Origin of the sequence: Jiella sonneratiae (assembly GCF_017353515.1) — a bacterium.
Classification (GTDB): Bacteria; Pseudomonadota; Alphaproteobacteria; order Rhizobiales; family Rhizobiaceae; genus Jiella; species Jiella sonneratiae.
This window is the reverse complement of the sequence record NZ_JAFMPY010000003.1, coordinates 1-19,630: the sequence shown is the minus strand read 5'-3', so window position 1 is coordinate 19,630 and position 19,630 is coordinate 1. Positions and strand designations below refer to the sequence as shown.

18 protein-coding genes and 1 tRNA gene are annotated in these 19,630 nt (G+C 68.4%); 9 read left to right on the top strand and 10 right to left on the bottom strand.

Annotated features, from left to right (window positions below; translation table 11 throughout):
- Positions 1-33: 33 nt before the first annotated feature.
- Positions 34-108 (bottom strand) — tRNA-Glu (locus tag J1C47_RS02365).
- 331 nt (positions 109-439) lie between these two features.
- Positions 440-826: a hypothetical protein gene (locus J1C47_RS23600; RefSeq protein WP_245396320.1), complete on the bottom strand. Its 387-nt coding sequence runs from the start codon at positions 824-826 to the stop codon at positions 440-442.
- An 88-nt stretch (positions 827-914) separates the two neighbouring features.
- Between J1C47_RS23600 and J1C47_RS02355 the strand changes: the two genes are divergently transcribed.
- Both J1C47_RS02355 and rpoH read left to right on the top strand, forming a co-directional pair.
- On the top strand, positions 915-1,931 hold the full coding sequence (locus J1C47_RS02355) for an RluA family pseudouridine synthase (protein WP_207349124.1): 1,017 nt from the start codon (positions 915-917) through the stop codon (positions 1,929-1,931).
- Between the two features lie 253 nt (positions 1,932-2,184).
- A complete protein-coding gene (gene rpoH, locus J1C47_RS02350; protein ID WP_207349123.1) occupies positions 2,185-3,087 on the top strand; it encodes an RNA polymerase sigma factor RpoH in 903 nt (300 codons plus the stop codon).
- A gap of 171 nt (positions 3,088-3,258) precedes the next feature.
- On the opposite strand, the gene J1C47_RS02345 is transcribed toward rpoH, so the two are convergent.
- Positions 3,259-4,281 carry a DUF2125 domain-containing protein gene (locus tag J1C47_RS02345; protein WP_207349122.1) on the bottom strand — a complete coding sequence of 341 codons (1,023 nt, stop codon included), beginning with the start codon at positions 4,279-4,281 and terminating at the stop codon, positions 3,259-3,261.
- Between the two features lie 64 nt (positions 4,282-4,345).
- Between J1C47_RS02345 and J1C47_RS02340 the strand changes: the two genes are divergently transcribed.
- Positions 4,346-4,858: a gamma-glutamylcyclotransferase gene (locus tag J1C47_RS02340; protein WP_207349121.1), complete on the top strand. Its 513-nt coding sequence runs from the start codon at positions 4,346-4,348 to the stop codon at positions 4,856-4,858.
- Here the strand turns inward: J1C47_RS02340 and J1C47_RS02335 are convergent.
- The 4 genes from J1C47_RS02335 to ftsE form a co-directional block, all read right to left on the bottom strand.
- Positions 4,834-5,688: a lysophospholipid acyltransferase family protein gene (locus J1C47_RS02335; protein ID WP_207349120.1), complete on the bottom strand. Its 855-nt coding sequence runs from the start codon at positions 5,686-5,688 to the stop codon at positions 4,834-4,836. The two genes, J1C47_RS02340 and J1C47_RS02335, sit on opposite strands and share 25 nt — an antisense overlap.
- A gap of 302 nt (positions 5,689-5,990) precedes the next feature.
- The gene (locus tag J1C47_RS02330; RefSeq protein WP_207349119.1) at positions 5,991-6,704 is read right to left on the bottom strand and encodes a YdcF family protein; all 714 of its coding nucleotides are present in this window, start codon (positions 6,702-6,704) and stop codon (positions 5,991-5,993) included.
- Between the two features lie 200 nt (positions 6,705-6,904).
- Positions 6,905-7,894 carry a cell division protein FtsX gene (locus tag J1C47_RS02325; RefSeq protein ID WP_245396319.1) on the bottom strand — a complete coding sequence of 330 codons (990 nt, stop codon included), beginning with the start codon at positions 7,892-7,894 and terminating at the stop codon, positions 6,905-6,907.
- Positions 7,887-8,546, bottom strand: coding sequence for a cell division ATP-binding protein FtsE (gene ftsE, locus J1C47_RS02320; RefSeq protein ID WP_207349118.1), 660 nt, complete (start codon positions 8,544-8,546; stop codon positions 7,887-7,889). Before ftsE ends, J1C47_RS02325 begins: the two co-directional genes overlap by 8 nt.
- A 160-nt stretch (positions 8,547-8,706) precedes the next feature.
- On the opposite strand from ftsE, the gene J1C47_RS23595 reads away from it, so the two are divergent.
- Genes J1C47_RS23595 through J1C47_RS02305 form a run of 3 tightly spaced genes read left to right on the top strand, consistent with a single transcriptional unit; the run spans position 8,707 to position 10,548 of the window.
- Positions 8,707-9,444: a hypothetical protein gene (locus J1C47_RS23595; RefSeq protein ID WP_207349117.1), complete on the top strand. Its 738-nt coding sequence runs from the start codon at positions 8,707-8,709 to the stop codon at positions 9,442-9,444.
- Positions 9,441-9,983 (top strand): hypoxanthine phosphoribosyltransferase, encoded by a 543-nt coding sequence (gene hpt / locus J1C47_RS23590; protein WP_207349116.1) that lies wholly within the window; start codon positions 9,441-9,443, stop codon positions 9,981-9,983. The genes J1C47_RS23595 and hpt overlap by 4 nt, the downstream gene beginning before the upstream one ends.
- Positions 9,925-10,548, top strand: coding sequence for a response regulator (locus tag J1C47_RS02305; protein ID WP_342591917.1), 624 nt, complete (start codon positions 9,925-9,927; stop codon positions 10,546-10,548). The genes hpt and J1C47_RS02305 overlap by 59 nt, the downstream gene beginning before the upstream one ends.
- A 164-nt stretch (positions 10,549-10,712) precedes the next feature.
- On the opposite strand, the gene sciP is transcribed toward J1C47_RS02305, so the two are convergent.
- Positions 10,713-11,003, bottom strand: a complete 291-nt coding sequence (gene sciP, locus J1C47_RS02300) for a CtrA inhibitor SciP (RefSeq protein ID WP_207349115.1) — start codon at positions 11,001-11,003, stop codon at positions 10,713-10,715.
- A 307-nt stretch (positions 11,004-11,310) separates the two neighbouring features.
- Between sciP and mnmA the strand changes: the two genes are divergently transcribed.
- Positions 11,311-12,489 (top strand): tRNA 2-thiouridine(34) synthase MnmA, encoded by a 1,179-nt coding sequence (gene mnmA / locus J1C47_RS02295; RefSeq protein WP_207349114.1) that lies wholly within the window; start codon positions 11,311-11,313, stop codon positions 12,487-12,489.
- A 388-nt stretch (positions 12,490-12,877) separates the two neighbouring features.
- Here the strand turns inward: mnmA and J1C47_RS02290 are convergent, their stop codons facing one another.
- A complete protein-coding gene (locus tag J1C47_RS02290; protein ID WP_207349113.1) occupies positions 12,878-13,825 on the bottom strand; it encodes a Gfo/Idh/MocA family protein in 948 nt (315 codons plus the stop codon).
- A gap of 168 nt (positions 13,826-13,993) precedes the next feature.
- Positions 13,994-15,496, bottom strand: a complete 1,503-nt coding sequence (locus tag J1C47_RS02285; RefSeq protein ID WP_207349112.1) for a sigma-54-dependent transcriptional regulator — start codon at positions 15,494-15,496, stop codon at positions 13,994-13,996.
- A 238-nt stretch (positions 15,497-15,734) separates the two neighbouring features.
- Here J1C47_RS02285 and J1C47_RS02280 point away from each other — a divergent pair, with 238 nt between their 5' ends.
- Together J1C47_RS02280 and J1C47_RS02275 are read left to right on the top strand one after the other, a co-directional pair.
- Positions 15,735-17,558, top strand: coding sequence for a M3 family oligoendopeptidase (locus tag J1C47_RS02280; RefSeq protein WP_207349436.1), 1,824 nt, complete (start codon positions 15,735-15,737; stop codon positions 17,556-17,558).
- Positions 17,559-17,723: 165 nt separating this feature from the next.
- Positions 17,724-19,280 carry an ABC transporter substrate-binding protein gene (locus J1C47_RS02275; RefSeq protein ID WP_207349111.1) on the top strand — a complete coding sequence of 519 codons (1,557 nt, stop codon included), beginning with the start codon at positions 17,724-17,726 and terminating at the stop codon, positions 19,278-19,280.
- The last annotated feature ends 350 nt before the right edge of the window (positions 19,281-19,630 follow it).

Here is a 19,630-nt window from a genome sequence, read left to right as displayed (position 1 = left end):
GGTTGAAGTCGACGATGATCAAATGAGGAAAAGTGGTACGCCCAAGGGGAATCGAACCCCTGTTTGCGCCGTGAGAGGGCGCCGTCCTGACCGCTAGACGATGGGCGCTCGACGCCGGTAGCCGGCGCCTGTGGGGAGCTGATTAGAGGCTTCGTGCCGCGAACGCAAGTGCTTTCTCAGCCAGTCGCGACGATCGATTGAACTGTGGCTAGGCGAGGCGATTGGCCCGATCTCCCCCCTTGCGGGGGAGATGCCGGAAGGCAGAGGGGGGTATGGTCAAGAAAACCTTCGACTGACGGCGCTGCACCCCCCTCTGGGTTGCCACCCTTCTCCCCCGCAAGGGGGGAGATCGAAGCGTCGCCGACGGCTCCTGGTCTTCAAGCGATTGCCCCGCTCGCCGGCTCGGGGCGATCGCCCGGATTTGCGGCCGGATTGGAGGTCAGGGCAGCGCCGCCTTGCGCAGGCCGACGCGCGTCGCCTCGCCGCGGGTTACGTCGAGGCGCTTGAGGATCCGGCCGTCGGACAGCGAGACGACATAGAGCCGGTCGATGCCGCCGGCCCGGGTGCGGATCATCGCCCGGTCGCCGTCGAGCGCCGTCTCGACGATCTCCTCGTCGGCCGGCAGTTCGATGCTCGAGGCCGTGGCGCCGAGGCCGCCGGACTTCGGCACCGCCTTGTAGACAACGACGCCGAGCACCGCCATAACGCCGACGAGCATGATGCCGATCGAGACGGCGAGCAGCCGCACCATCTTGCGCCTCAGGCGCTCGGCGGCCGGATCGAGCGGCTTGTCCTCGTCGGCCGCCTCGTGGCTGATTTGGCCCATGATGTCTTCCTTCGCACCGGATGATTGAGAGCGGCAGGCCGGTCCCGCCGCCCCGGATCGTCGGGCTGCTCCTACAGGGCATGAAACCATGGAGACAAGACGCTTCACCGTCGAAACCGCCGCGGCGGGCACGCGCCTCGACGTCTTCCTCGCCGAAGCTTTGGGGGGCGAGATCTCCCGCAGCCGCGTGAAGTCGCTGGTCGAGGCGGGCCATGCGCGGGTCGGCGGCCGCCCGGCGAGCGGCGCCAAGCAGAAGCTCGCGGAGGGCGACGGCGTCGAGATCGTTCTCCCCGCGCCGGAGGATCCGCTGCCCCGACCGGAGGCGATCCCGCTTTCCATCGTCTACGAGGACTCAGCGCTCATCGTCGTCGACAAGCCGGCCGGTCTCGTCGTCCATCCGGGTGCCGGCAACCCCGACGGCACTCTCGTCAACGCCCTCGTCGCCCATTGCGGCCCGAGCCTCACCGGCATCGGCGGGGTCCGCCGGCCCGGCATCGTCCACCGCATCGACAAGGACACCAGCGGGCTGCTGGTCGTCGCCAAGACCGAGGCGGCGCATCGCTCGCTTTCCGGACAGTTTGCCGAACACGGCCGGGACGGCCGGCTGTCGCGCGGCTATCTCGCGGTCGTGTGGGGCGAGCCCCGGCCTTTGTCGGGCATCGTCGATGCCGCGCTCGGCCGGTCGACGGCGAACCGCATCAAGCGCGCGGTGGTGCCTGAGGGGCGCAGCGACGCGCGCCACGCCGTCACCCATTACCGCACGCTCGCCTGCGGCACGGCGGCGGCCGAGGCCGCCCTCGTCTCCTGCCGGCTGGAGACCGGCCGGACGCACCAGATCCGCGTCCACATGGCGCATCTCGGCCACCCGCTGGTCGGCGATCCGCTCTACGGGGCGGGCGTGAGGACGAAGGCCGCGAAGCTCGAGCCGGCGCCGCGGGCGGTGGTCGAGGCGTTTTCCCGGCAGGCGCTGCACGCCGCCGAACTCGGCTTCCGGCATCCGGATGACGACCGCGCGCTGAATTTCCGCTCGGCGCTCCCGCCCGACATGACGGCTCTCGCCGCGGCCCTGGCGATCGACCTTCCCGAAAACGTGACCGCCGGCTGAGATCATCCCGGTTCCGGCGGCATCGCGGACAACGCATTGTTCTGAAAGCGCGGGGATGCACGCCACCGGCAGCGCGGGGCGCCGGGCGAGCCATGCGGGCCGATGCCGGCTCATCTGCGCCACGGGAATGATGTAATCGTCGCCGATCGTCACCATATGGCGTCTCGGGCGTTGACGGATCGGCGCAAGCGATCCCGATGCCGGCCGGCTTCACAGCCGAAGCGGCCGAAATGGAGAGAATGGAGGGCGCAACATGGCCCAGATGAATCTTCCGACGATCTCGTCCGGAGACGGCGGTCTGACCCGCTATCTGGAAGAGATCCGGCGGTTTCCGATGCTGGAACCGCAGGAAGAATACATGCTTGCCAAGCGCTATGCCGAGCACGACGACCGGCAGGCGGCGCACAAGCTCGTCACCAGCCACCTAAGACTCGTGGCCAAGATCGCAATGGGTTACCGGGGCTACGGCTTGCCGATCGGCGAAGTCATCTCGGAAGGCAATGTCGGCCTGATGCAGGCGGTCAAGCGCTTCGACCCGGAGCGGGGCTTCCGTCTCGCCACCTATGCGATGTGGTGGATCAAGGCCTCGATCCAGGAATACATCCTGCGGTCCTGGAGCCTCGTGAAGATGGGGACCACCGCGAATCAGAAGCGGCTGTTCTTCAACCTGCGCAAGATGAAGAGCCGCATCCAGGCGCTCGACGAGGGCGACCTCAAGCCCGACCAGGTGTCGCAGATCGCCACCACGCTCGGCGTCTCCGAGGACGAGGTGGTGTCGATGAACCGGCGGCTTTCCGGCGACACCTCGCTGAACGCCCCGATCCGCGCGACCGAGGGCGAATCGGGCGAGTGGCAGGACTGGCTCGTCGACGATGCGGACTCCCAGGAGGACGTGCTCGTGCGCCAGGACGAGTACGACCAGCGGCGGGGCATGCTGCGCTCGGCGATGGGCGTCCTCAACGACCGGGAGCGCCGGATCTTCGAGGCGCGCCGGCTGGCGGAGGAGCCGCTGACCCTCGAGGCGCTGTCCGGCGAGTTCGACATCTCGCGCGAGCGGGTCCGGCAGATCGAGGTCCGGGCCTTCGAGAAGGTGCAGAAGGCGGTCCGCGACAAGGCGGCCGCCGCCAACGAGGCGCTGGTGCCGGTCAGTGCCTGACGCGCCTTGAACCGCCGGTCGAAAGTGCTGAAGAGCCGGGGTCCGCCCCGGCTTTTGCATGTAGCGCAGGGCGTTCGGCAGGAGGGCTCGCGCGAAAGCCTCGGCCCGATGCTCTCGCCGGAGGGCCCGCCCGCCTTCCCCGGCTGTCGCTTCACGAAGAATGCTCCGGCGTCACTCCAGCGACGGCAGCTTGCCGATCGGAAAGATGCCGGCGGCGAGAATGCCGTTCTTGGCCCGCAGTTCGATGACCGTCCGCCCGTCCGAGCGGCGTCCCGCCATCGGCAGCGCCGAGGCGATGGCGGCGGCGACGTCGCGCAGCTTCGGAAGGACCACCGTGACGAAGTCGGCGATCCGCTTCGGCTCGGCGATCGCGAGTTCGAACTTGCCCGAAACGCGGCCTTCTTCGTCGAAGGAGAAGTCGCCGCTGAGTTCGGCATTGGCGGTGTCCATCTCGAGAAGCAGCGAGCGGAGCGAGACGTGGCGGCCGGCGAAGAGCTCGCGCCCGGTCAGCCCCGTCGCGGCGCCGGAGAGCCAGTCGGCCGCCCCGTCGATCGTCAGGTCGGTGCTGGCGTCGAGCGCCGGCAGGTCGGGCGCCCCGGAGAAGACCAGCCGGCCGCCCTTCATCAGCGTGAAGACGTCGAGATTGCCGTCGCGGCGGCGGGCATGGACCTCGGTGTGGCCGGCGTCCATCACCGGCTGGCCGTCGCCCCCCGCGGCGGCGAGAGCGACTTTCGGATCGTCGGTCACGATCGAGAAATGGTCGAGCCCGGCGGTCCAGAACGTCGCCGAGGCCTGTGCCAGCGACCAGCGGAAGTCGAGCGGCGGAAGGTCGGCGCCGCTGAGCCGCAGCGGTCCGTCGAGTTCCCCGACGATGCGGTTCGGCCGGTAGATCTGGGCGGCCGTGCGGATCGCCCCGGCCGAGGCCTTGATCTGGCGGTGACGCGTCTCGACCACCGAGAGGCTGTCGCAGCGAAATCCGATCCTGAACGGGAAACCGAAGACCTCCCGGTCGGGGCATTCGACCGTGGTTCCGCGCGCCCGCGCCTGCTCGATCGCTCTAGTCAGTTCGCCGTCGAGCCGGCCGGCGAGATAGAACCAGGCGCCCGAGAGGCCGGCAGCCAAGAGCACCGCGACGACGGCAACGCCGATGAGGCCGCGGCGCGCTCTGGAGGGACTGTCGCTTGACGAGGCCATCCCGTTATCCTTTTACACGGAGCCGATTCTGCCGGACACGGATCGTCGGGGCGATTTGAAACCAATGCAAGATTTCTGGGTCTTCGGGTATGGTTCGCTGATCTGGCGTCCCGGCTTTGACTATGTGGAACGCGCAAAAGCAAGAGTTGCGGGCTATCATCGCTCGCTCTGCGTCCATTCGCACGTCCATCGCGGCACGCCGGAGCGGCCGGGTCTGGTCTTCGGCCTGGATCGCGGCGGCTCCTGCGTCGGCATGGCGTTCCGCGTCGAGGGCGCCAGGCGCGAGGAGACGCTGGCCTATCTGAGGGCCCGCGAGCTCGTCACCAACGTCTACCGCGAGGCGCTGCTGCCCGTGCGGACCACGGACGGCCGCCGGATCGCCGCCGTCTCCTACGTCGTCGACCGCGGCCACGCCCAGTATGCCGGCAAGATCGACGCGGCGAGCGCCGCGGCGATCGTGGCGCGAAGCCACGGCCAGTCGGGGCCGAACGTCGACTATGTGCGGAGCGCCTACGAGCACATCGCGGCGATGGGCCTGCGGGACCGCTGGCTTCAGGAGGTGGTGCTGCGGCTCTGAGCGCCGCGCTCCGGCTTTCCCGGTTCGGGCGGTTCGACCGGTTCGCCCGGTTCGAATCGAGGGTCCGCGTGGGCGGGCTTTGGGACATCTGCGGCGGCGCCGGCCTGCTGCGTCGGGCCGGCCTCCCCGCACAGCTCGCGCGAGCGCGTCTCGATCGCCGTCCGCAGCGTCGTCAGGAAGCGGGTGCGCTCGAGGCCGGGACCGATCGGCTCGAGGAAATCGGCGCGGATCGTGCCGGGACGCTTGACGAAGCCGTTGCGCGGCCAGAACAGCCCGGAATTCAGCGCGACCGGAACCACCGGCAGGCCGAGCGCCTCGTAGAGCCGGTAGACGCCCTGGCGGTATTCCACCTCGGCGCCGGGACGGGTGCGCGTTCCCTCCGGAAAGATGATGATCCGCCGTCCGGCGGCGATCGCCTCCCGGGCCGCCTCCATCATCGCCGGAATGGCGCCGCCGCGCTTCGCCCGGTCGACCGGAATCATCTTCATGTGCCGGGCGAAGGCGCCGAAGATCGGGATCGACAGGAGCTCCTTCTTCAGGATGAAGGTCGGCCGCTCGACCACCGTCAAAAGCGACAGGATCTCCCACACCGACTGGTGCTTCGACGCGACGATGGCGCTGCCCGCCGGCAGGCGTTCGAGGCCAGAAAGCTCGGAGCTCGTTCCGGCGACGTGTTCGAGCAGCCACAGGCTCGACCGCGCCCAGTTGCGCACGATCCACCAGCCCCGCTCCTCGCGCACGAAGAAGAAGATCGGCGCCCAGAACAGCAGCCGGAGCGTCAGGTTGCCGTAGAACAGGATGTTGAAGGCGATCGAACGCAGAAGCGTCATGAGAGGTCCGGAGCTAGTGGATTGAATTTGACATTTGTGTCCCGATCGGGTGCGGCGTCGTATCAAATGTCAAATTCGAAAAATCCACCAGGATCATCATCTTGGCTAGTGGTCTTTCGATTCCGACATTTGCTGCGCGGTCTCCACGGGACGGTACCAAATGTCGGAAGCGGACCACTAGCAGCCTGCGCACCCAAGGGGAGCGCCACGCGGCGTTCATAGGACCGATCGCCGCTCGGGCCAAGGCGGGAAGCGGCGCCCTGGGGCTCCGCCGGGCCGCGGGACACGCGGCATCCGCAGCGTCAGTCCAGGCTCGCCATGTGCGAGGCGTCGTCCTCGTTTTCCTGCGGCGCCATGCCGAGCCCGCCGCGGATGCGGGTGGCGACGTATTTGCCGTATTCGGTGAGGAGCAGCCGCAGGCCCGACCCGGTCAACAGCCGCTCGCCGCTCCACAGGTCGTCGCGCCGCACCGCGACCGGCGTCACCGACCGGATGCTGGAGACGCGGTCGAATTCCAGCAGCGAACGCGGCATGTGATAGTCGCTGGTGACGAGGATCAGGTCGCGATAGCCGCGCTTTTCCGCCCAGCGGCCGGCAATCTCGGCGTTGCCGATGGTGTCGGCGGCGAGATAGTCGATGTCGACGCAGCAGTCGAAGAGGCGCTTGTCGGTGTTGGTGAGCCGCGCCAGCGTGGCGACGCTGGTGCCCGGATGGACGCCGCTGATCAGGAGCCGCCGGCCCTTGCCGCTGCGCAGGAGATCGAGCCCGTAGTCGATCCGCATGGCGCCGCCGGTCAAAACAACGATGGCGTCGGCGTCGGCGCTCGCCACCGGCGTCGACAGCCGGTCGACCTCCTCGGTGAAGCGCCAGAAACCGCCGAGCAGATAGCCGGCGATACCGGCGAAGGCGAGAGTCGCGGCGAGGCGCTTGCGCAGCCGTGGCCGACGCCCGAGCTTTCCCGTCCCGGCGGCAAGGCGCGGGGAAGACCGGAAAATTGGCTCGGCGGCAATCGTCATTGCATCTCCGTGTCGGCCGCGCTCAGGGAAAGACCCTGCGACCGACCCTTCGTCCGGCGACCGACTGGACCGAGCGGCCCCACCCGTAAACGCCATCCGTCCGTTTCCGATCCGGCCGTCACCTGCGCCGGCGCGGCCGGTCTGCCGGCCGGGCCCGGCATCTGATCAGACTAGACTCCGCCAATGGCGTGAACCAATCCCTAATTTTCGACCGGCGAAATCATGTCGATCTCCGCAAGATGGCGGGTGACCGTCAGCCGCGAGGTCAACGCCGTCAGGGCCGCCACGGTTGCAACGAGCAGCAGGACACCGACATAGCCGGTCCAGCCGATGGTGAAGGAGCCGAACAGGGCGCTGATCTGATCGGCCTCCGGCGTCTGGCGATTGGCCTCGGTGAGGTGGCCCAGAACGACAAAGACGACGATGGCGACGGCGCCGCCGGCCGCCGCCCCGATCAGGCCGAGCCGGAGGAAATGCCGTTCGAACTCCCGCGCGATGAAGCTCGATCGCGCACCTACGAAATGCAGCACCTCGACGATGTGGCGGTTCCCCGACATCGCGCCGCGTGTGGCGAACACCACCGTCAGCGTCGTCGCGACGATGACGAGGGCAAGCACGAAGACCCCGACGAAGACGACGGTCCGCGCCATGGTGACGAGCCGCGACACCCAGGCGCGGTGATCGTCGAGATCGGCCTGCGGCACGGCCTCCTGGAGTTCCTGCCGCATGAACTCGAAATTCGGCGGATCCCCGGTGTCGATGGAGACGACCACCAGCCGCGGCACCGGCAGTTCCTGAAGGTCGACGCCCTCCCCCAGCCACGGCTCCAGCAGCCGGCCCGTCGCCGCCTCGTCGAGGACCGTCGCGCCTTTGACCCCCGGCGTCTGCAGCGCGATCTGGCGCACCGTCTCCAGCGCCTGGGCCATGTCCAGCCCGTCCGCCGGCTTCACCTGCACCGTGATCTCGTTGGAGATGTCGTTCTGCCAGCGGCCGGCGGTGTCGGTGACGAGGCTGACGGCGCCGACGGTCAGCGCCGCGAGAAAGGTCATGATGGCGATCACCGTCGTCAGGGCCCGGCCGGCGACGTTGCCGGCGGGGACGATCGGCGTCTGGCCCCTACCCCTCAGCGTGGCGACGAGGCGCTGCGTCCGGGAGGGACCGGCGGTGCTTGGCGCTGCGGTGTCAGTCATAGATTTCCAGTCGTCCGTCCGCCAGCACCAGCCGCCGCGCGTCGACCTGTTCCATCAGGCCGAGATCGTGGGTGGCGATGACGACCGCGGTGCCGGATCGGTTGAGTTCGAGAAAGAGGCGCAGGAGACGCCGCGCCAGCGGCGCGTCGACGTTGCCGGTCGGCTCGTCGGCGAGCAGGATGTCCGGCTGGTCGATGAGCGCCCGGGCAATGGCCGCGCGCTGCTTCTCGCCGCCGGACAGGACGATCGGCAGCGCGTCGAGCCGCTCGCCGAGCCCGACCCACTTGATCAGGTCGACGACGTCCTGGCGGTACTCATGCTCCTGCCGGCCGCGCACCCGAAGCGGCAGCGCGACGTTCTCGTAGGTGGTCATGTGGTCGAGCAGGCGAAAGTCCTGGAAGACGACGCCGATCCTCCGCCTGATCGACGGCAGGTCCTTGCGCGACAGGGTTGCGACGTCGCGGCCGAGCACCGTGATCAGGCCGCGGGTCGGCCGCAGCGCCAGGAACAGCATGCGCAGGAGGCTGGTCTTGCCGGCACCCGACGGCCCGGTGAGGAATTGGAACGACTGGCGGCGTATCTCGAAGGTGAGATCGCGCAGCACTTCGGGGCCCATGTCGTAGCGCAGGCCGACGTTCTCGAAACGGATCAAGACGGAGCCTCTTCCCTTCTGTCGATTCGAAGCTTCGGCGGTGAGACGGCAGCAAAGTGGCCATTTGACGTTCGCGCCGGAGCACCCGCCGCGCCCCGCCGCTTCACCACTCGTTAACCATAAAAACTTACGGTCGGCTGAACAGCCAGCGGGGGTGCCCATGCGCGAGCACGTCGAAAGCCGTCATTCTCAGACCGAATTTCACGCTGCCTCGCAGCGCTCGAGCCCCGCCGCACGCACCATCGACGGCGCTGCGAAGGTTACCGCCCGGCGGCGGACCGAGGCGCCTTTCGGCGACGCCAGGGAGCCGTCGGCCTTCGGGCGGCGGGCCGGCGGGGACGCATCCGATCGCAAGAGCGTCACCGACCAGGCCGCTCCGGCCAGCCCCGACGTCCGCGATGCCGAGGCGGTGGAATTTTCGTCGGAACGCCTTCTTCCCGCATCGCCCGTCGCCCTCGGGGCCGGCCCCGCGAAGCGGCGCATGCCCGGGCGCATCGGCCTCTTCGTCTGCGCTTTCGCCTTCGGCGCCCTGCTTCTTCCGGTCTTCCTCGTCTCCTTCCCCGAGGCTCCGATCGCCGCCACCGCGACGAATGCCGGCGGCTATCCGGTAGAGCTTTCGACCGTCAGCGCCCGGGTCGCCGATCACGGCGCGGGCCGCGTCCTGACCGTCGAAGGTCGGATCACCAATCCCTCCCGCGGCGACGCCGCCGTTCCGCCCCTGAAGATCGACTTCGCCGATCGCGACACGGGCTTGCGCTCGCGCACGCTTCAGACCAGTGTCGCACGGCTATCCGCCGGCCAGTCGATCGAGTTCGTCTCGATGGTCGCCCTGGCGGAGGATTCGACAGGAGAGGTGAGAGTGGGATTCGTCGACGCAGCGCCCGAAGGCCGCCGGTGATCAGCATTCGCGGACGGACGATCGACGTCCTCTACAGCGCCGAGACGATCGCCGCCGAGGTCGACCGTCTGGCACGCGAGATCGCCGCGGGGGCGGGCGACGATCTCGTCGTCGTGTCGGTGCTGAAGGGCGCCTTCGTCTTCGCCGCGGACCTCATCCGTGCCATGCACCACGCCGGCGTCGCGCCTCAGGTCGAGTTCATCTCGCTGTCGAGCTACGGCGCGGGGACGGTCGGCGGAGAGGTGAAGATCCTGCGCGACATCGATGCGGACGTCGCCGGACGGCCGGTCCTCCTCGTCGACGACATCCTGGAGTCCGGCCGCACCCTCGCCTTTGCCCGCAAACTCCTCCTGTCGCGGGGCGCGACCAGCGTCGGGCTCGCGGTGCTGCTCGAAAAGCGCGGCCATCGCCAGGCGGACATCGAGGCGGATTTCGTCGGCTTCGACTGTCCCGACCACTTCGTCGTCGGATACGGCATGGATGTCGGCCACGCCTTCCGCGAGCTGCCGTTCATCGGCCACGTCGTCGGCGAGGGTTGAGGCCGGGCGCGATGCACATCTGCCGGAAACCAGCCTCGCCCGGCGAGCGGGACGCCCCGCGCCGTCAATTGCGGCCGGGCGCAAGCTCGGCGCAAGCTCGCTCGGTCATCGTGTCATATCAAATCAGTCATCGTGGATGAGGGAGTCCGAGGTGGCAAAACTGCTCATCGCCGAAGACGACCACGGTGTGCGCCTTCTGGTCGAACGCGCACTTCGTCTCGAAGGGCACGAGGTGATCGCCGTCGAGGACGGCGAGATCGCGCTCGAAGTGCTGGTCGAGCACGACGGCGCCTTCGATCTCGTTCTGTCCGATATCCGCATGCCGGCGATGACCGGCATCGAACTCGCCCATGCCGCCGCCGCGCGCTGGCCGGGCCTGCCGATCCAGCTGATGACCGGCTATGCCGAGCAGAAGGAAGCGGCGGAAGATCTCGCGGCGATCATTCTCGGCGTCATCGAAAAGCCGTTCAGCATCGCCGAGATTCGCCGGCATGTCGGGCGGGTGCTGGCGACGGCGCGTCCGGGGCATCGCCGCGACGGTCGGGCCGAGCGGTTCTGCGCCTGAGCGGCAGCTGACGCGGCTTCGCCGGGAACGTACGGTGTCTACCGGCCGCGCCGGCGGACGCCGTTGCGAAACGGCCCCTGCCGCGAAGCGTCGGGCTTCGCATCATGTCTTCAGACCCGCGCCAGGAATTGGGCCCGGGGGATGGCGGCGGCGCCGCGCCGAGGTCAGTGAAGATCGACCTTGCGGCGGTATTCCTGGAGCTGCGTCGTGCGAAGGCCGGCAAGGCCGTGCTGATCGATCGACATCTGCCAGGAAAGAAACTCCTCGACGGTGAGCGTATAGCGCGAACAGGCCTCGTCGAGGCTGAGCAGCCCTCCCCGGACCGCAGCGACGACTTCCGCCTTGCGACGGATCACCCATCGCCTGGTGTTGGTTGGCGGCAGGTCCGCCAGGGTCAGCGGGCTACCATCTGGCCCGATGACATATTTGACACGTGGTCTAACCTGATCGGTCATTGCACTCTCGACACACTACCCAAAGACCCAATCGTGACGACCGTAGCGTTTGCTTCTAAAGAAAGAGTCAAGCCCGGCGTAAGCTTTCGATAAGAAGTTGCTGAAAACTCTTGGCGAACCCGCTTCGGCAGGCAGGCGCTTCGAAAAAAGTTGACCGCTCCGGGCAGCTTTGCGCCATGGCCGACCGTTGAAAGGCCGGGCGCAATCGCGATATGGCTGCGCAGCCTCGTGCTCGCACCATCATGCTCGCCAACGTCCGCCAGCGCGGCCTGCCGAGCGAACCGACCGCCGCCAAGTCAGCAGCATCATGACACTCAACAGCCTCGACATCGCCAAGCCGCCGTCCGAGACGCGCGTCGTCGTCGCCATGTCCGGCGGCGTCGATTCCTCGGTGACCGCCGCGCTTCTCGCCGAAGCCGGCTACGACGTCGTCGGCATCACGCTGCAGCTCTACGACGGCGGCGCCGGCCCGCGCCGCGCCGGCGCCTGCTGCGCCGGGCAGGACATCCACGACGCGCGGCGGGTGGCCGAGGCTCTCGGCATCGACCACTACGTCCTCGACTACGAGGAGCGCTTCCGAAAGGCGGTCATCGATCCCTTCGCGGCGAGCTACATCGCCGGCGAAACGCCGATTCCCTGCGTCGCCTGCAACCAGACCGTCAAGTTCCGCGACCTCCTCGAGACCGCTGCGGATCTCGGCGCCGACGCGCTGGCCACAGGCCACTACGTCGAGTCGCGGCAGCGGGACGGCCACCGCGCGATGTTCCGCCCGAAGGATCTCGACCGCGACCAGAGCTACTTTCTCTACGGGACGACGCAGGCGCAGCTCGACTTCCTGCGCTTTCCGCTCGGCACCATGACCAAGGACGAAACGCGCGCGATCGCCGCGCGCTTCGGCCTCGCCGTCGCCGACAAGCCCGACAGCCAGGACATCTGTTTCGTCTCGAAGGGCCGCTATTTCGACGTCATCCGCAAGCTGCGGCCCGAGGCCGGGGAACCGGGGGAGATCGTCCATGTCGACGGCCGCCGCCTCGGCCGGCATGCCGGCATCGTCCACTTCACCATCGGCCAGCGCCGCGGCCTCGGTATCGCCGCGGGCGATCCGCTCTACGTGGTGGCGCTCGACGCGGCCACCGCCACGGTGACGGTCGGCCCGCGCGAGGCGCTCGCGACGCGGCGGATCCGGCTACGGGACCTCAACTGGCTCGGCGCGCGAAGCGTGGCGGCGCACGCCGCCGCCGGCGGTGAGGTGTTCGTCAAGGTCCGCTCGACCCGCCCGCCCGCTCCGGCGCGCATCCTCGCAGCGGAGGGCGGCTCGGTCGAGGTCGAACTGGTTCTCGGGGAAGACGGGATCGCCCCCGGCCAGGCCTGCGTCTTCTACGACGGCGTCGAGGCCGGCGCCGAAGTTCTCGGCGGCGGGGTCATTGTCGAAGGTCTTTCGGCCGGCCGCCTCGCCGCCCGGGAGGGCGTCGCGGCGAGCGTTTAGAGGGTTGGGAGCCTCGTCATCGGCCGGGTCGAACGCTGCCCCGCCTGTCGACCGGGCTGATCGTTCATTACCACAAATGCGCCGGCGCTTTTGTACCCCCCTCTGTCCTGCCGGACATCTCCCCCGCAAGGGGGGAGATCGATCCCGCGCAGAGGTCAGCGCCCACCCTGCGGCGGACGAGCCTTGCATCGGCCTTCCAGAAAGAGGTGTCGGTCTTCCAGATTGAGGTGTCGGCCTTCCACAAAGAGGTGAACGCGCCGACGCTGCCGATCTCCCCCCTTGCGGGGGAGATGTCCGGCAGGACAGAGGGGGGTGGAACACGCCGCTCGGTCTCGGATGGCCGCCCAATGACCGGACCCGAACGGAAGACCGCGAAAATCCCGCCGGCCTAGCCCAGCGGCGACGCCTCGTTGAGGATGCGGACGGTCTCGACGGCCTCCGCCGCTCCCGTTTCCGGCTGGCGGCGATGCACGATGCAGTCGATGAAATGGCGGAGCTCGCGGTCGAGCGGCAGGCCGGGCGAGACAGGCAGATGCGTCACCGGCGCGTTCTCGAAGGCGAACACCTCGCCGTCGCGCCAGACCTGATGGCCGTAGAGCGCCAGCTTCTCGCCCTCGGGCGCGAGGTCGTCGAAGACGATCATCCCCTTGGTGCCGACCACCGAAAAGCGCCGGTCGCGATAGGGCGAGATACGCGAGACGTGAACCTCCGCCTTCAGCCCGCCGGCAAATTCCAGCACGACGTCCGCCACGTCCGTCGCGTCCGACAGGACGGTGCGGCGCATAGCCCGGACGGCGAGCGGCATCGAATTCGCGAGCTTCAGGATCAGCGACAGGTCGTGCGGCGCGAGGTCCCAGACGACGTCCATGCCGAGGAAGCGGCCGAGCCCCATGCGGTTGGCGACGATGTGCCGGACGGTGCCGATCCGCCCCTCCGCCACAACGGCGCAGAGCTTCTGGAAGACCGGATGGAAGCGCAGCACGTGACCGACCATCAGGAGGCGGTCGGCCTTTTCGGCGACTGCCGCCGTCAGCTCGGCGTCGGCGACGTCGAGGGCGATCGGCTTTTCGATCAGGACGTCCTTGCCGGCGGCGAAGGCGGCCCGCGCCACCGGACCGTGGACGCTCGCCGGCAGCGCCAGCACGACGGCGTCGATGTCGCTGGAAGCGATCGCCTCGTCCGGCTCCATGGCGGGCACGCCGTGCCGCTCGGCGAAGCGTTCGGCGCGGTCGAGATTGCGATCGGCAACGGCCGTGAGCGCTCCGATTTCGGCGAGCGTCCTGACGTGGTTCTGTCCCCACTGGCCGCAGCCGATCACGGCGATCTTCGGATGCATCTTGCTTTCAGCCTTTCCTTCTTCGTCGAAACCCACGGCTGAAGGCAGCGAGCCGGAAGGCCCGGCTTCAAGCCGTCCCCCCGCCGGCCAGCCCCTACACCCGCGCGGTGCGCGGCGGCAAGGCGCCGGACGCCCGGCAAAACTCCGCCGCCCTGCGGACAAATGCCGTCAGCGGCGCTCGGCGATGTTGTATTCGCGCATCTTCCGGTAGAGGGTCGACCGGCCGATGCCGAGGCGGCGGGCGATCTCGCTCATCCGCCCGTCATATTGCGCGAGCGCCATCCGGATGAGGTCCGCCTCGACGTCGACGATGCGGCGGACCTGTCCCTCGCCGTCACGCAGCGGGAACTCCGGGACGAAGGGCCGGTCGCGCCGGACCGGCGCCTCGACGCCCGCGCGGTTCGGGCCCGGCAAATCGGCGCTTAGCTCTCCGCGCCGGTCGTCCGCCAGGCCCACCGTCTGCCGCGGCTCTGCCGCGGCGACACGCGTGCCGCCGACGGCCGCCGCGTCCATCAGGGCCGTAATCTGGCGGAAATCCTCGACGCCGAGCGTCTCGTCGTCCGACAGCACGACGGCCCGATGCAGCGTGTTTTCGAGCTGGCGGATGTTGCCGGGCCAGTCGTAGGCTTCGAGCAGCCGCAGCGCCGCCTCGTCGATGCCGTTTGCCGGGGATCGCCGCTCGACGCCGACGAGCCGCTCGAGGAAGCCTTCGACGAGGCCGCGGATCTCGGGCCGCCTTTCGCGCAGCGGCGGCATGGTGATCTCGACGGCGTTGAGGCGATAATAGAGGTCCTCGCGAAAGCGGCCGGCGGCGACGGCCTCGGCGAGGCTGCGATTGGTCGCCGAAATCACCCGGACGTCGACGCGAAGCGGCGCCTTCGAGCCGACGGGATCGATCTCGCCCTCCTGCAGGACGCGCAGGAGCTTCACCTGCGCCGCCGGGGCGAGTTCGCCGACCTCGTCGAGGAACAGCGTGCCGCCGTCCGCCTCGGCGAACTTGCCGCGGTGCTCGTCGGTGGCGTCGGTGAAGGCACCCCGCGCATGGCCGAACAGGATGCTCTCGACGAGATCGGCCGGCAGGGCGCCGCAATTGACCGCGACGAACGGCTTCGACGCGCGTTCGCCGGCAGCCCGGATGGCGCGGGCCAGCCACTCCTTGCCGACGCCGGTCTCGCCGCTGATCAGGATGGGGATGCTGGATCGCGCCGCCTTTGCCGCCATCGCGAGGACCGGCCGCATCACCGGCGAGGCCTCGCCGGGCGCGAGCGTCGTGTCGCCGCGCTTCGGCCGCGCCGCGGCATGCATGCGCACGGCGTTGGCGAGCGTCTCGCGCAGCCGCTCCGGCGACACCGGCTTGACCACGAAATCGAAGGCCCCGGCGCGCATCGCCTCGACCACCGTGTCGATCGAGCCCTTGGCGGTCTGCACGACGATCGGCACGTCGAGGCGGTTGCGGCGCATTTCCGCCATCACCTCCATGCCGCTCTTGTCCGGCATCAGCAGATCGAGCACCACTGCGGCGATCTGGCCGGCATTGCGACCGCCGAGGGCGTCGAGCGCCGCGCGGCCGCCGTCGCAATGCAGCGGCTGCAGCCCCATGCGGGCGACATGCGCGTCGAGCAGCCGACGCTGGATGGGATCGTCGTCGACGATGAGGACGATGTCGGTCATTGACGCCTCCGGTCTCGTCTTGGTGCGAGAATGACCCACTTTGGCACGGGCGCCTAAAATCCGACTGAACGGAAACGGACAATTAATTCTCTGTAATTTCAGTCGAATTTGACGCAAGTGGCGGGCGTCACGATATCGTCGGGAGATTGGCCGCGCCTTCGGGCTTGGCCGGGGCGAGCCGGAGGGCTATTGCCTCCGGACGGCGTCGAGACAGAATGGAAAGAAGCTCTTGAGAACGATTGCGACGATCATTGCCGCCCGTTCCGCGGCCGAGGCGGCTGCGACGACGGCGGGCGACCTTCCCGAGTGGAATCTCGCCGATCTCTATCCCGCGATGACGAGCCCGGAGCTCGCCGCGGACATGGACCGCGCGCGGCAGGCGGCGGCGGCCTTCCAGGAGCGCTGGCGCGGCCGGCTCGCCGAGGCGGCGGCAGCAGAGGACGGCAACCTCGTCGAAGCCATCCGCGCCTACGAGGGCCTCGAGGAACTGCTCGGCCGGATCATCTCCTTTGCCGGCCTCGTCTATTCCGGCGACACCTCGGATCCGGCGCGGGCGAAGTTCTACGGCGACACCCAGTCGAACGTCACCGACATCGCCTCGAAGCTCCTGTTCTTCGCGCTGGAGCTCAACCGCATCGACGACGCCGTCCTCGATGCGGCGATGGACCGCGATCCGGCGCTCGGCCACTACCGGCCGTGGATCGTCGATCTCAGGAAGGACAAGCCCTACCAGCTGGAAGACCGCGTGGAAGAGCTGTTCCACGACAAGGCGGTGACCGGCGCGGGATCCTGGAACCGGCTGTTCGACGAGACGCTGACGTCGCTGCGCTTCACCGTCGACGGCGAGGACATGGCGATCGAAGCCGCGCTCAACATGCTGCAGGATCCCGAGCCCGAGAAGCGGCGCAAGGCGGCGAACGCCCTCGCCAACGTGTTTTCCCAAAATCTCAGGGTCTTCACCCTCATCACCAACACGCTGGCCAAGGACAAGGAGATCTCCGACCGCTGGCGCGGCTTTGCCGACGTCGCCGATTCGCGCCACCTCGCCAACCGGGTCGAGCGCGACGTCGTCGACGCCCTGACCGCCGCCGTCGACGAGGCCTATCCCCGCATCTCCCATCGCTATTACGCGATGAAGGCGAAATGGCTCGGCGTCGACCAGCTCGAATACTGGGACCGCAACGCCCCGCTGCCCGACGCCAGGCGCCGCGACATCCCGTGGGGCGAGGCCCGCTCGACGGTGCTTTCGGCCTATTCGGGCTTCTCGCCGGAAATGGCGTCGATCGCCGAGCGCTTCTTCGACAATTCATGGATCGACGCGGCGATCCGGCCCGGCAAGGCGCCCGGCGCCTTCGCCCATCCGACGGTGCCGAGCGTCCACCCCTATGTCCTCCTCAACTACATGGGCAAGCCGCGCGACGTGATGACGCTCGCCCACGAACTCGGCCACGGCGTGCATCAGGTGCTGGCCGGCCGGCAGGGGGCGCTGATGGCGCCGACGCCGCTGACGCTCGCCGAGACCGCCTCGGTCTTCGGCGAGATGCTGACCTTCCGGTCGCTGCTCGACCAGGCGAAGACCGACGCCGAGAGGAAGACGCTGCTCGCCTCGAAGGTCGAGGACATGATCAACACGGTGGTCCGGCAGATCGCCTTCTACCAGTTCGAGCGCAAGCTCCACACCGAGCGACGCCAGGGCGAACTGACCTCGGAGCGGATCGGCGAGATCTGGCTGGAGGTGCAGGGCAAGAGCCTCGGCCCGGCGATCCGGCTCGGCGACGGCTACGAGACCTACTGGACCTACGTGCCGCACTTCATCCACACGCCGTTCTACGTCTACGCCTATGCCTTTGGCGACTGCCTGGTGAACTCGCTCTATGCGGTCTACCGCAATTCGGAGGCCGGATTTCAGGAGAAGTATTTCGCCATGCTGAAGGCCGGCGGCACCAAGCACCATTCGGAGCTGCTGGCACCCTTCGGCCTCGACGCCTCCGATCCGGCCTTCTGGTCGAAGGGGCTCGGCATGATCTCCGGCTTCATCGACGAGCTGGAGAAGATGGGCTGAGCCGATCGGCCGGCGCTGCCGCCCGAACATTGCGAGGCCGCCCCCGCCGGGCGGCCTCTTTCGTGTCGAGGCCCCGGCCGTCCGCGGCGCGGAATCGCGACCTTTCCTTGCCATCGGCGAGCATCGCCTAAGTGTCGAAGACACCGCCACGGAAAGGAGCCCTCGATGCGAAACCTCTTGGCCGCCGCGTTTGCGATCCTCGCTCTGGCGATGGCCGGGCCGGCCGCAGCCCAGACGCCGCCGAACGTCCTGATCGTCGGGCAAATCGCCGAGCCGAAGTCCCTCGATCCGCAGGCCGTCACCGCGACCAACGACTTCCGCATCCTCGTCAACCTCTATGACGGGCTGGTGCGCTTCAAGAAGGGGACGCTGGAGGTCGAGCCGGCGCTGGCCAAGAGCTGGGACATTTCCGAGGACGGCAAGACCTACACCTTCCACCTGCGCGACGACGTCACGTTCCACGACGGCACGCCCTTCGACGCCGAGGCGGTGAAGTTCACCTTCGACCGCATGCTGAAGGACGACCATCCGTTCCACGATACCGGCCCCTTCCCCCTCGCCTTCTTCTTCTCGCAGGTCGACAGCGTCACCGCCAAGGACGCGCACACCGTCGTCTTCCAGCTGAAGGAACCTTTCGCGCCGTTCCTCTCGAACCTCGCCTATCCGACCGGGCTGATCGTCTCGCCCGAGGCCGTGAAGAAATACGGCAAGGATTTCGGCCGCCATCCGGTCGGCACCGGCGCCTTCAAGTTCGAGGGCTGGGACCCGAACGCCAAGGTCGTGGTCTCGCGCAACGAGGATTACTGGGACGGCCCGCCGCAGCTCGAAGCGGTCGTCTTCCGGCCGATCGCCGACGCCAACACCCGTGTCGCCGAGATGCTGTCGGGCGGCATCGACCTGATGGTCGAAGTGCCGCCGGACAGTCTCTCGCAGTTCCGGAGCGATGCGAACTACACGGTCTACGAGGAGGCCGGACCGCATCTCTGGTTCCTGATCCTCAACACCAAGGAGGGCCCGTTCTCGGACAAGCGGGTGCGCCAGGCGGTGAACTACGCCATCGACAAGAAGGCGATCACCGAGAACGTCCTGCAGGGCACGGCGACGATCGCCGCCGGGCCGATCCCCGGCGCCTTCGAATGGGCGAACGACGGCTCGGTCGCGCCCTACCCTCACGATCCGGAAAAGGCCAAGGAGCTGATCCGCCAGGCCGGCGCCGAGGGCAAGACACTGACCTTCTACGTGCCGGAGGGCGGCTCGGGCATGCTCGATCCGGTCGCCATGGCCACCGCGATCCAGGCGGATCTCAAGAAGGTCGGCCTTCAGGTCAACATCCAGACCTACGAGTGGAACACCTATCTCGCCAACGTCAATCCGGGCCTGAAAGGCAAGGCGGACATGGCGGAGATGGCCTGGATGACCAACGATCCCGACACCCTGCCCTTCCTCGCGCTCCGCTCAGACGCGATGCCCGACGAGGGCGGCTTCAACTCCGGCTACTATGCCAATCCGGAGGTCGACAAGCTGCTCGACGAGGCCCGCAAGACGACGGACCAGAAAGAGCGCGGCGCGCTCTATGAAAAGGTCCAGAAGATCGTCCATGACGACGCGCCCTGGGCCTTCGTCGCCAACTGGAAGCAGAACGCCGTCACGACGGCGACGGTCCAGGGCTTCGAGCTCGAGCCGTCGTTTCTGCTGATGCTCAAGGACGTGACCAAGGGGTGAGCGGGAACATGCTCGCTCGATCGGTCTTCACCTGCCGGCGCAGCGCCCCCCTCTGGGCTGCCGCCCATCTCCCCCACAAGGGGGGAGATCAGCAGCTTTTGCGTTCGCAGCCTCTTTTCGTCCGTTCGTGCAAACTATCCGCTTTGATAGTTGGCCGAGACGCGGGGGCGGGATCGATCTCCCCCCTTGCGGGGGAGATGTCCGGCAGGACAGAGGGGGGCTCGCAGCTACCTGTCACCCGAGAGCCGGCCGCACTCCGACGCCCAGCCCTCCAACGACGCGGGGGGGGGGGGGGGGGGGGGGGGCCGGGGGCCCGGCCGCCCCGCGGCCCCCCGCCGGGGCGCCCGCCC

What these genes read in the sequence shown, in the direction of transcription:
- J1C47_RS23600 (WP_245396320.1), bottom strand. Translation starts at nt 826, where the DNA reads ATGGGCCAAATCAGCCACGAGGCGGCCGACGAGGACAAGCCGCTCGAT.
- J1C47_RS02355 (WP_207349124.1), top strand. Translation starts at nt 915, where the DNA reads ATGGAGACAAGACGCTTCACCGTCGAAACCGCCGCGGCGGGCACGCGC.
- rpoH (WP_207349123.1), top strand. Translation starts at nt 2,185, where the DNA reads ATGGCCCAGATGAATCTTCCGACGATCTCGTCCGGAGACGGCGGTCTG.
- J1C47_RS02345 (WP_207349122.1), bottom strand. Translation starts at nt 4,281, where the DNA reads ATGGCCTCGTCAAGCGACAGTCCCTCCAGAGCGCGCCGCGGCCTCATC.
- J1C47_RS02340 (WP_207349121.1), top strand. Translation starts at nt 4,346, where the DNA reads ATGCAAGATTTCTGGGTCTTCGGGTATGGTTCGCTGATCTGGCGTCCC.
- J1C47_RS02335 (WP_207349120.1), bottom strand. Translation starts at nt 5,688, where the DNA reads ATGACGCTTCTGCGTTCGATCGCCTTCAACATCCTGTTCTACGGCAAC.
- J1C47_RS02330 (WP_207349119.1), bottom strand. Translation starts at nt 6,704, where the DNA reads ATGACGATTGCCGCCGAGCCAATTTTCCGGTCTTCCCCGCGCCTTGCC.
- J1C47_RS02325 (WP_245396319.1), bottom strand. Translation starts at nt 7,894, where the DNA reads ATGACTGACACCGCAGCGCCAAGCACCGCCGGTCCCTCCCGGACGCAG.
- J1C47_RS23595 (WP_207349117.1), top strand. Translation starts at nt 8,707, where the DNA reads ATGCGCGAGCACGTCGAAAGCCGTCATTCTCAGACCGAATTTCACGCT.
- J1C47_RS02305 (WP_342591917.1), top strand. Translation starts at nt 9,925, where the DNA reads ATGTCGGCCACGCCTTCCGCGAGCTGCCGTTCATCGGCCACGTCGTCG.
- sciP (WP_207349115.1), bottom strand. Translation starts at nt 11,003, where the DNA reads ATGACCGATCAGGTTAGACCACGTGTCAAATATGTCATCGGGCCAGAT.
- mnmA (WP_207349114.1), top strand. Translation starts at nt 11,311, where the DNA reads ATGACACTCAACAGCCTCGACATCGCCAAGCCGCCGTCCGAGACGCGC.
- J1C47_RS02290 (WP_207349113.1), bottom strand. Translation starts at nt 13,825, where the DNA reads ATGCATCCGAAGATCGCCGTGATCGGCTGCGGCCAGTGGGGACAGAAC.
- J1C47_RS02285 (WP_207349112.1), bottom strand. Translation starts at nt 15,496, where the DNA reads ATGACCGACATCGTCCTCATCGTCGACGACGATCCCATCCAGCGTCGG.
- J1C47_RS02275 (WP_207349111.1), top strand. Translation starts at nt 17,724, where the DNA reads ATGCGAAACCTCTTGGCCGCCGCGTTTGCGATCCTCGCTCTGGCGATG.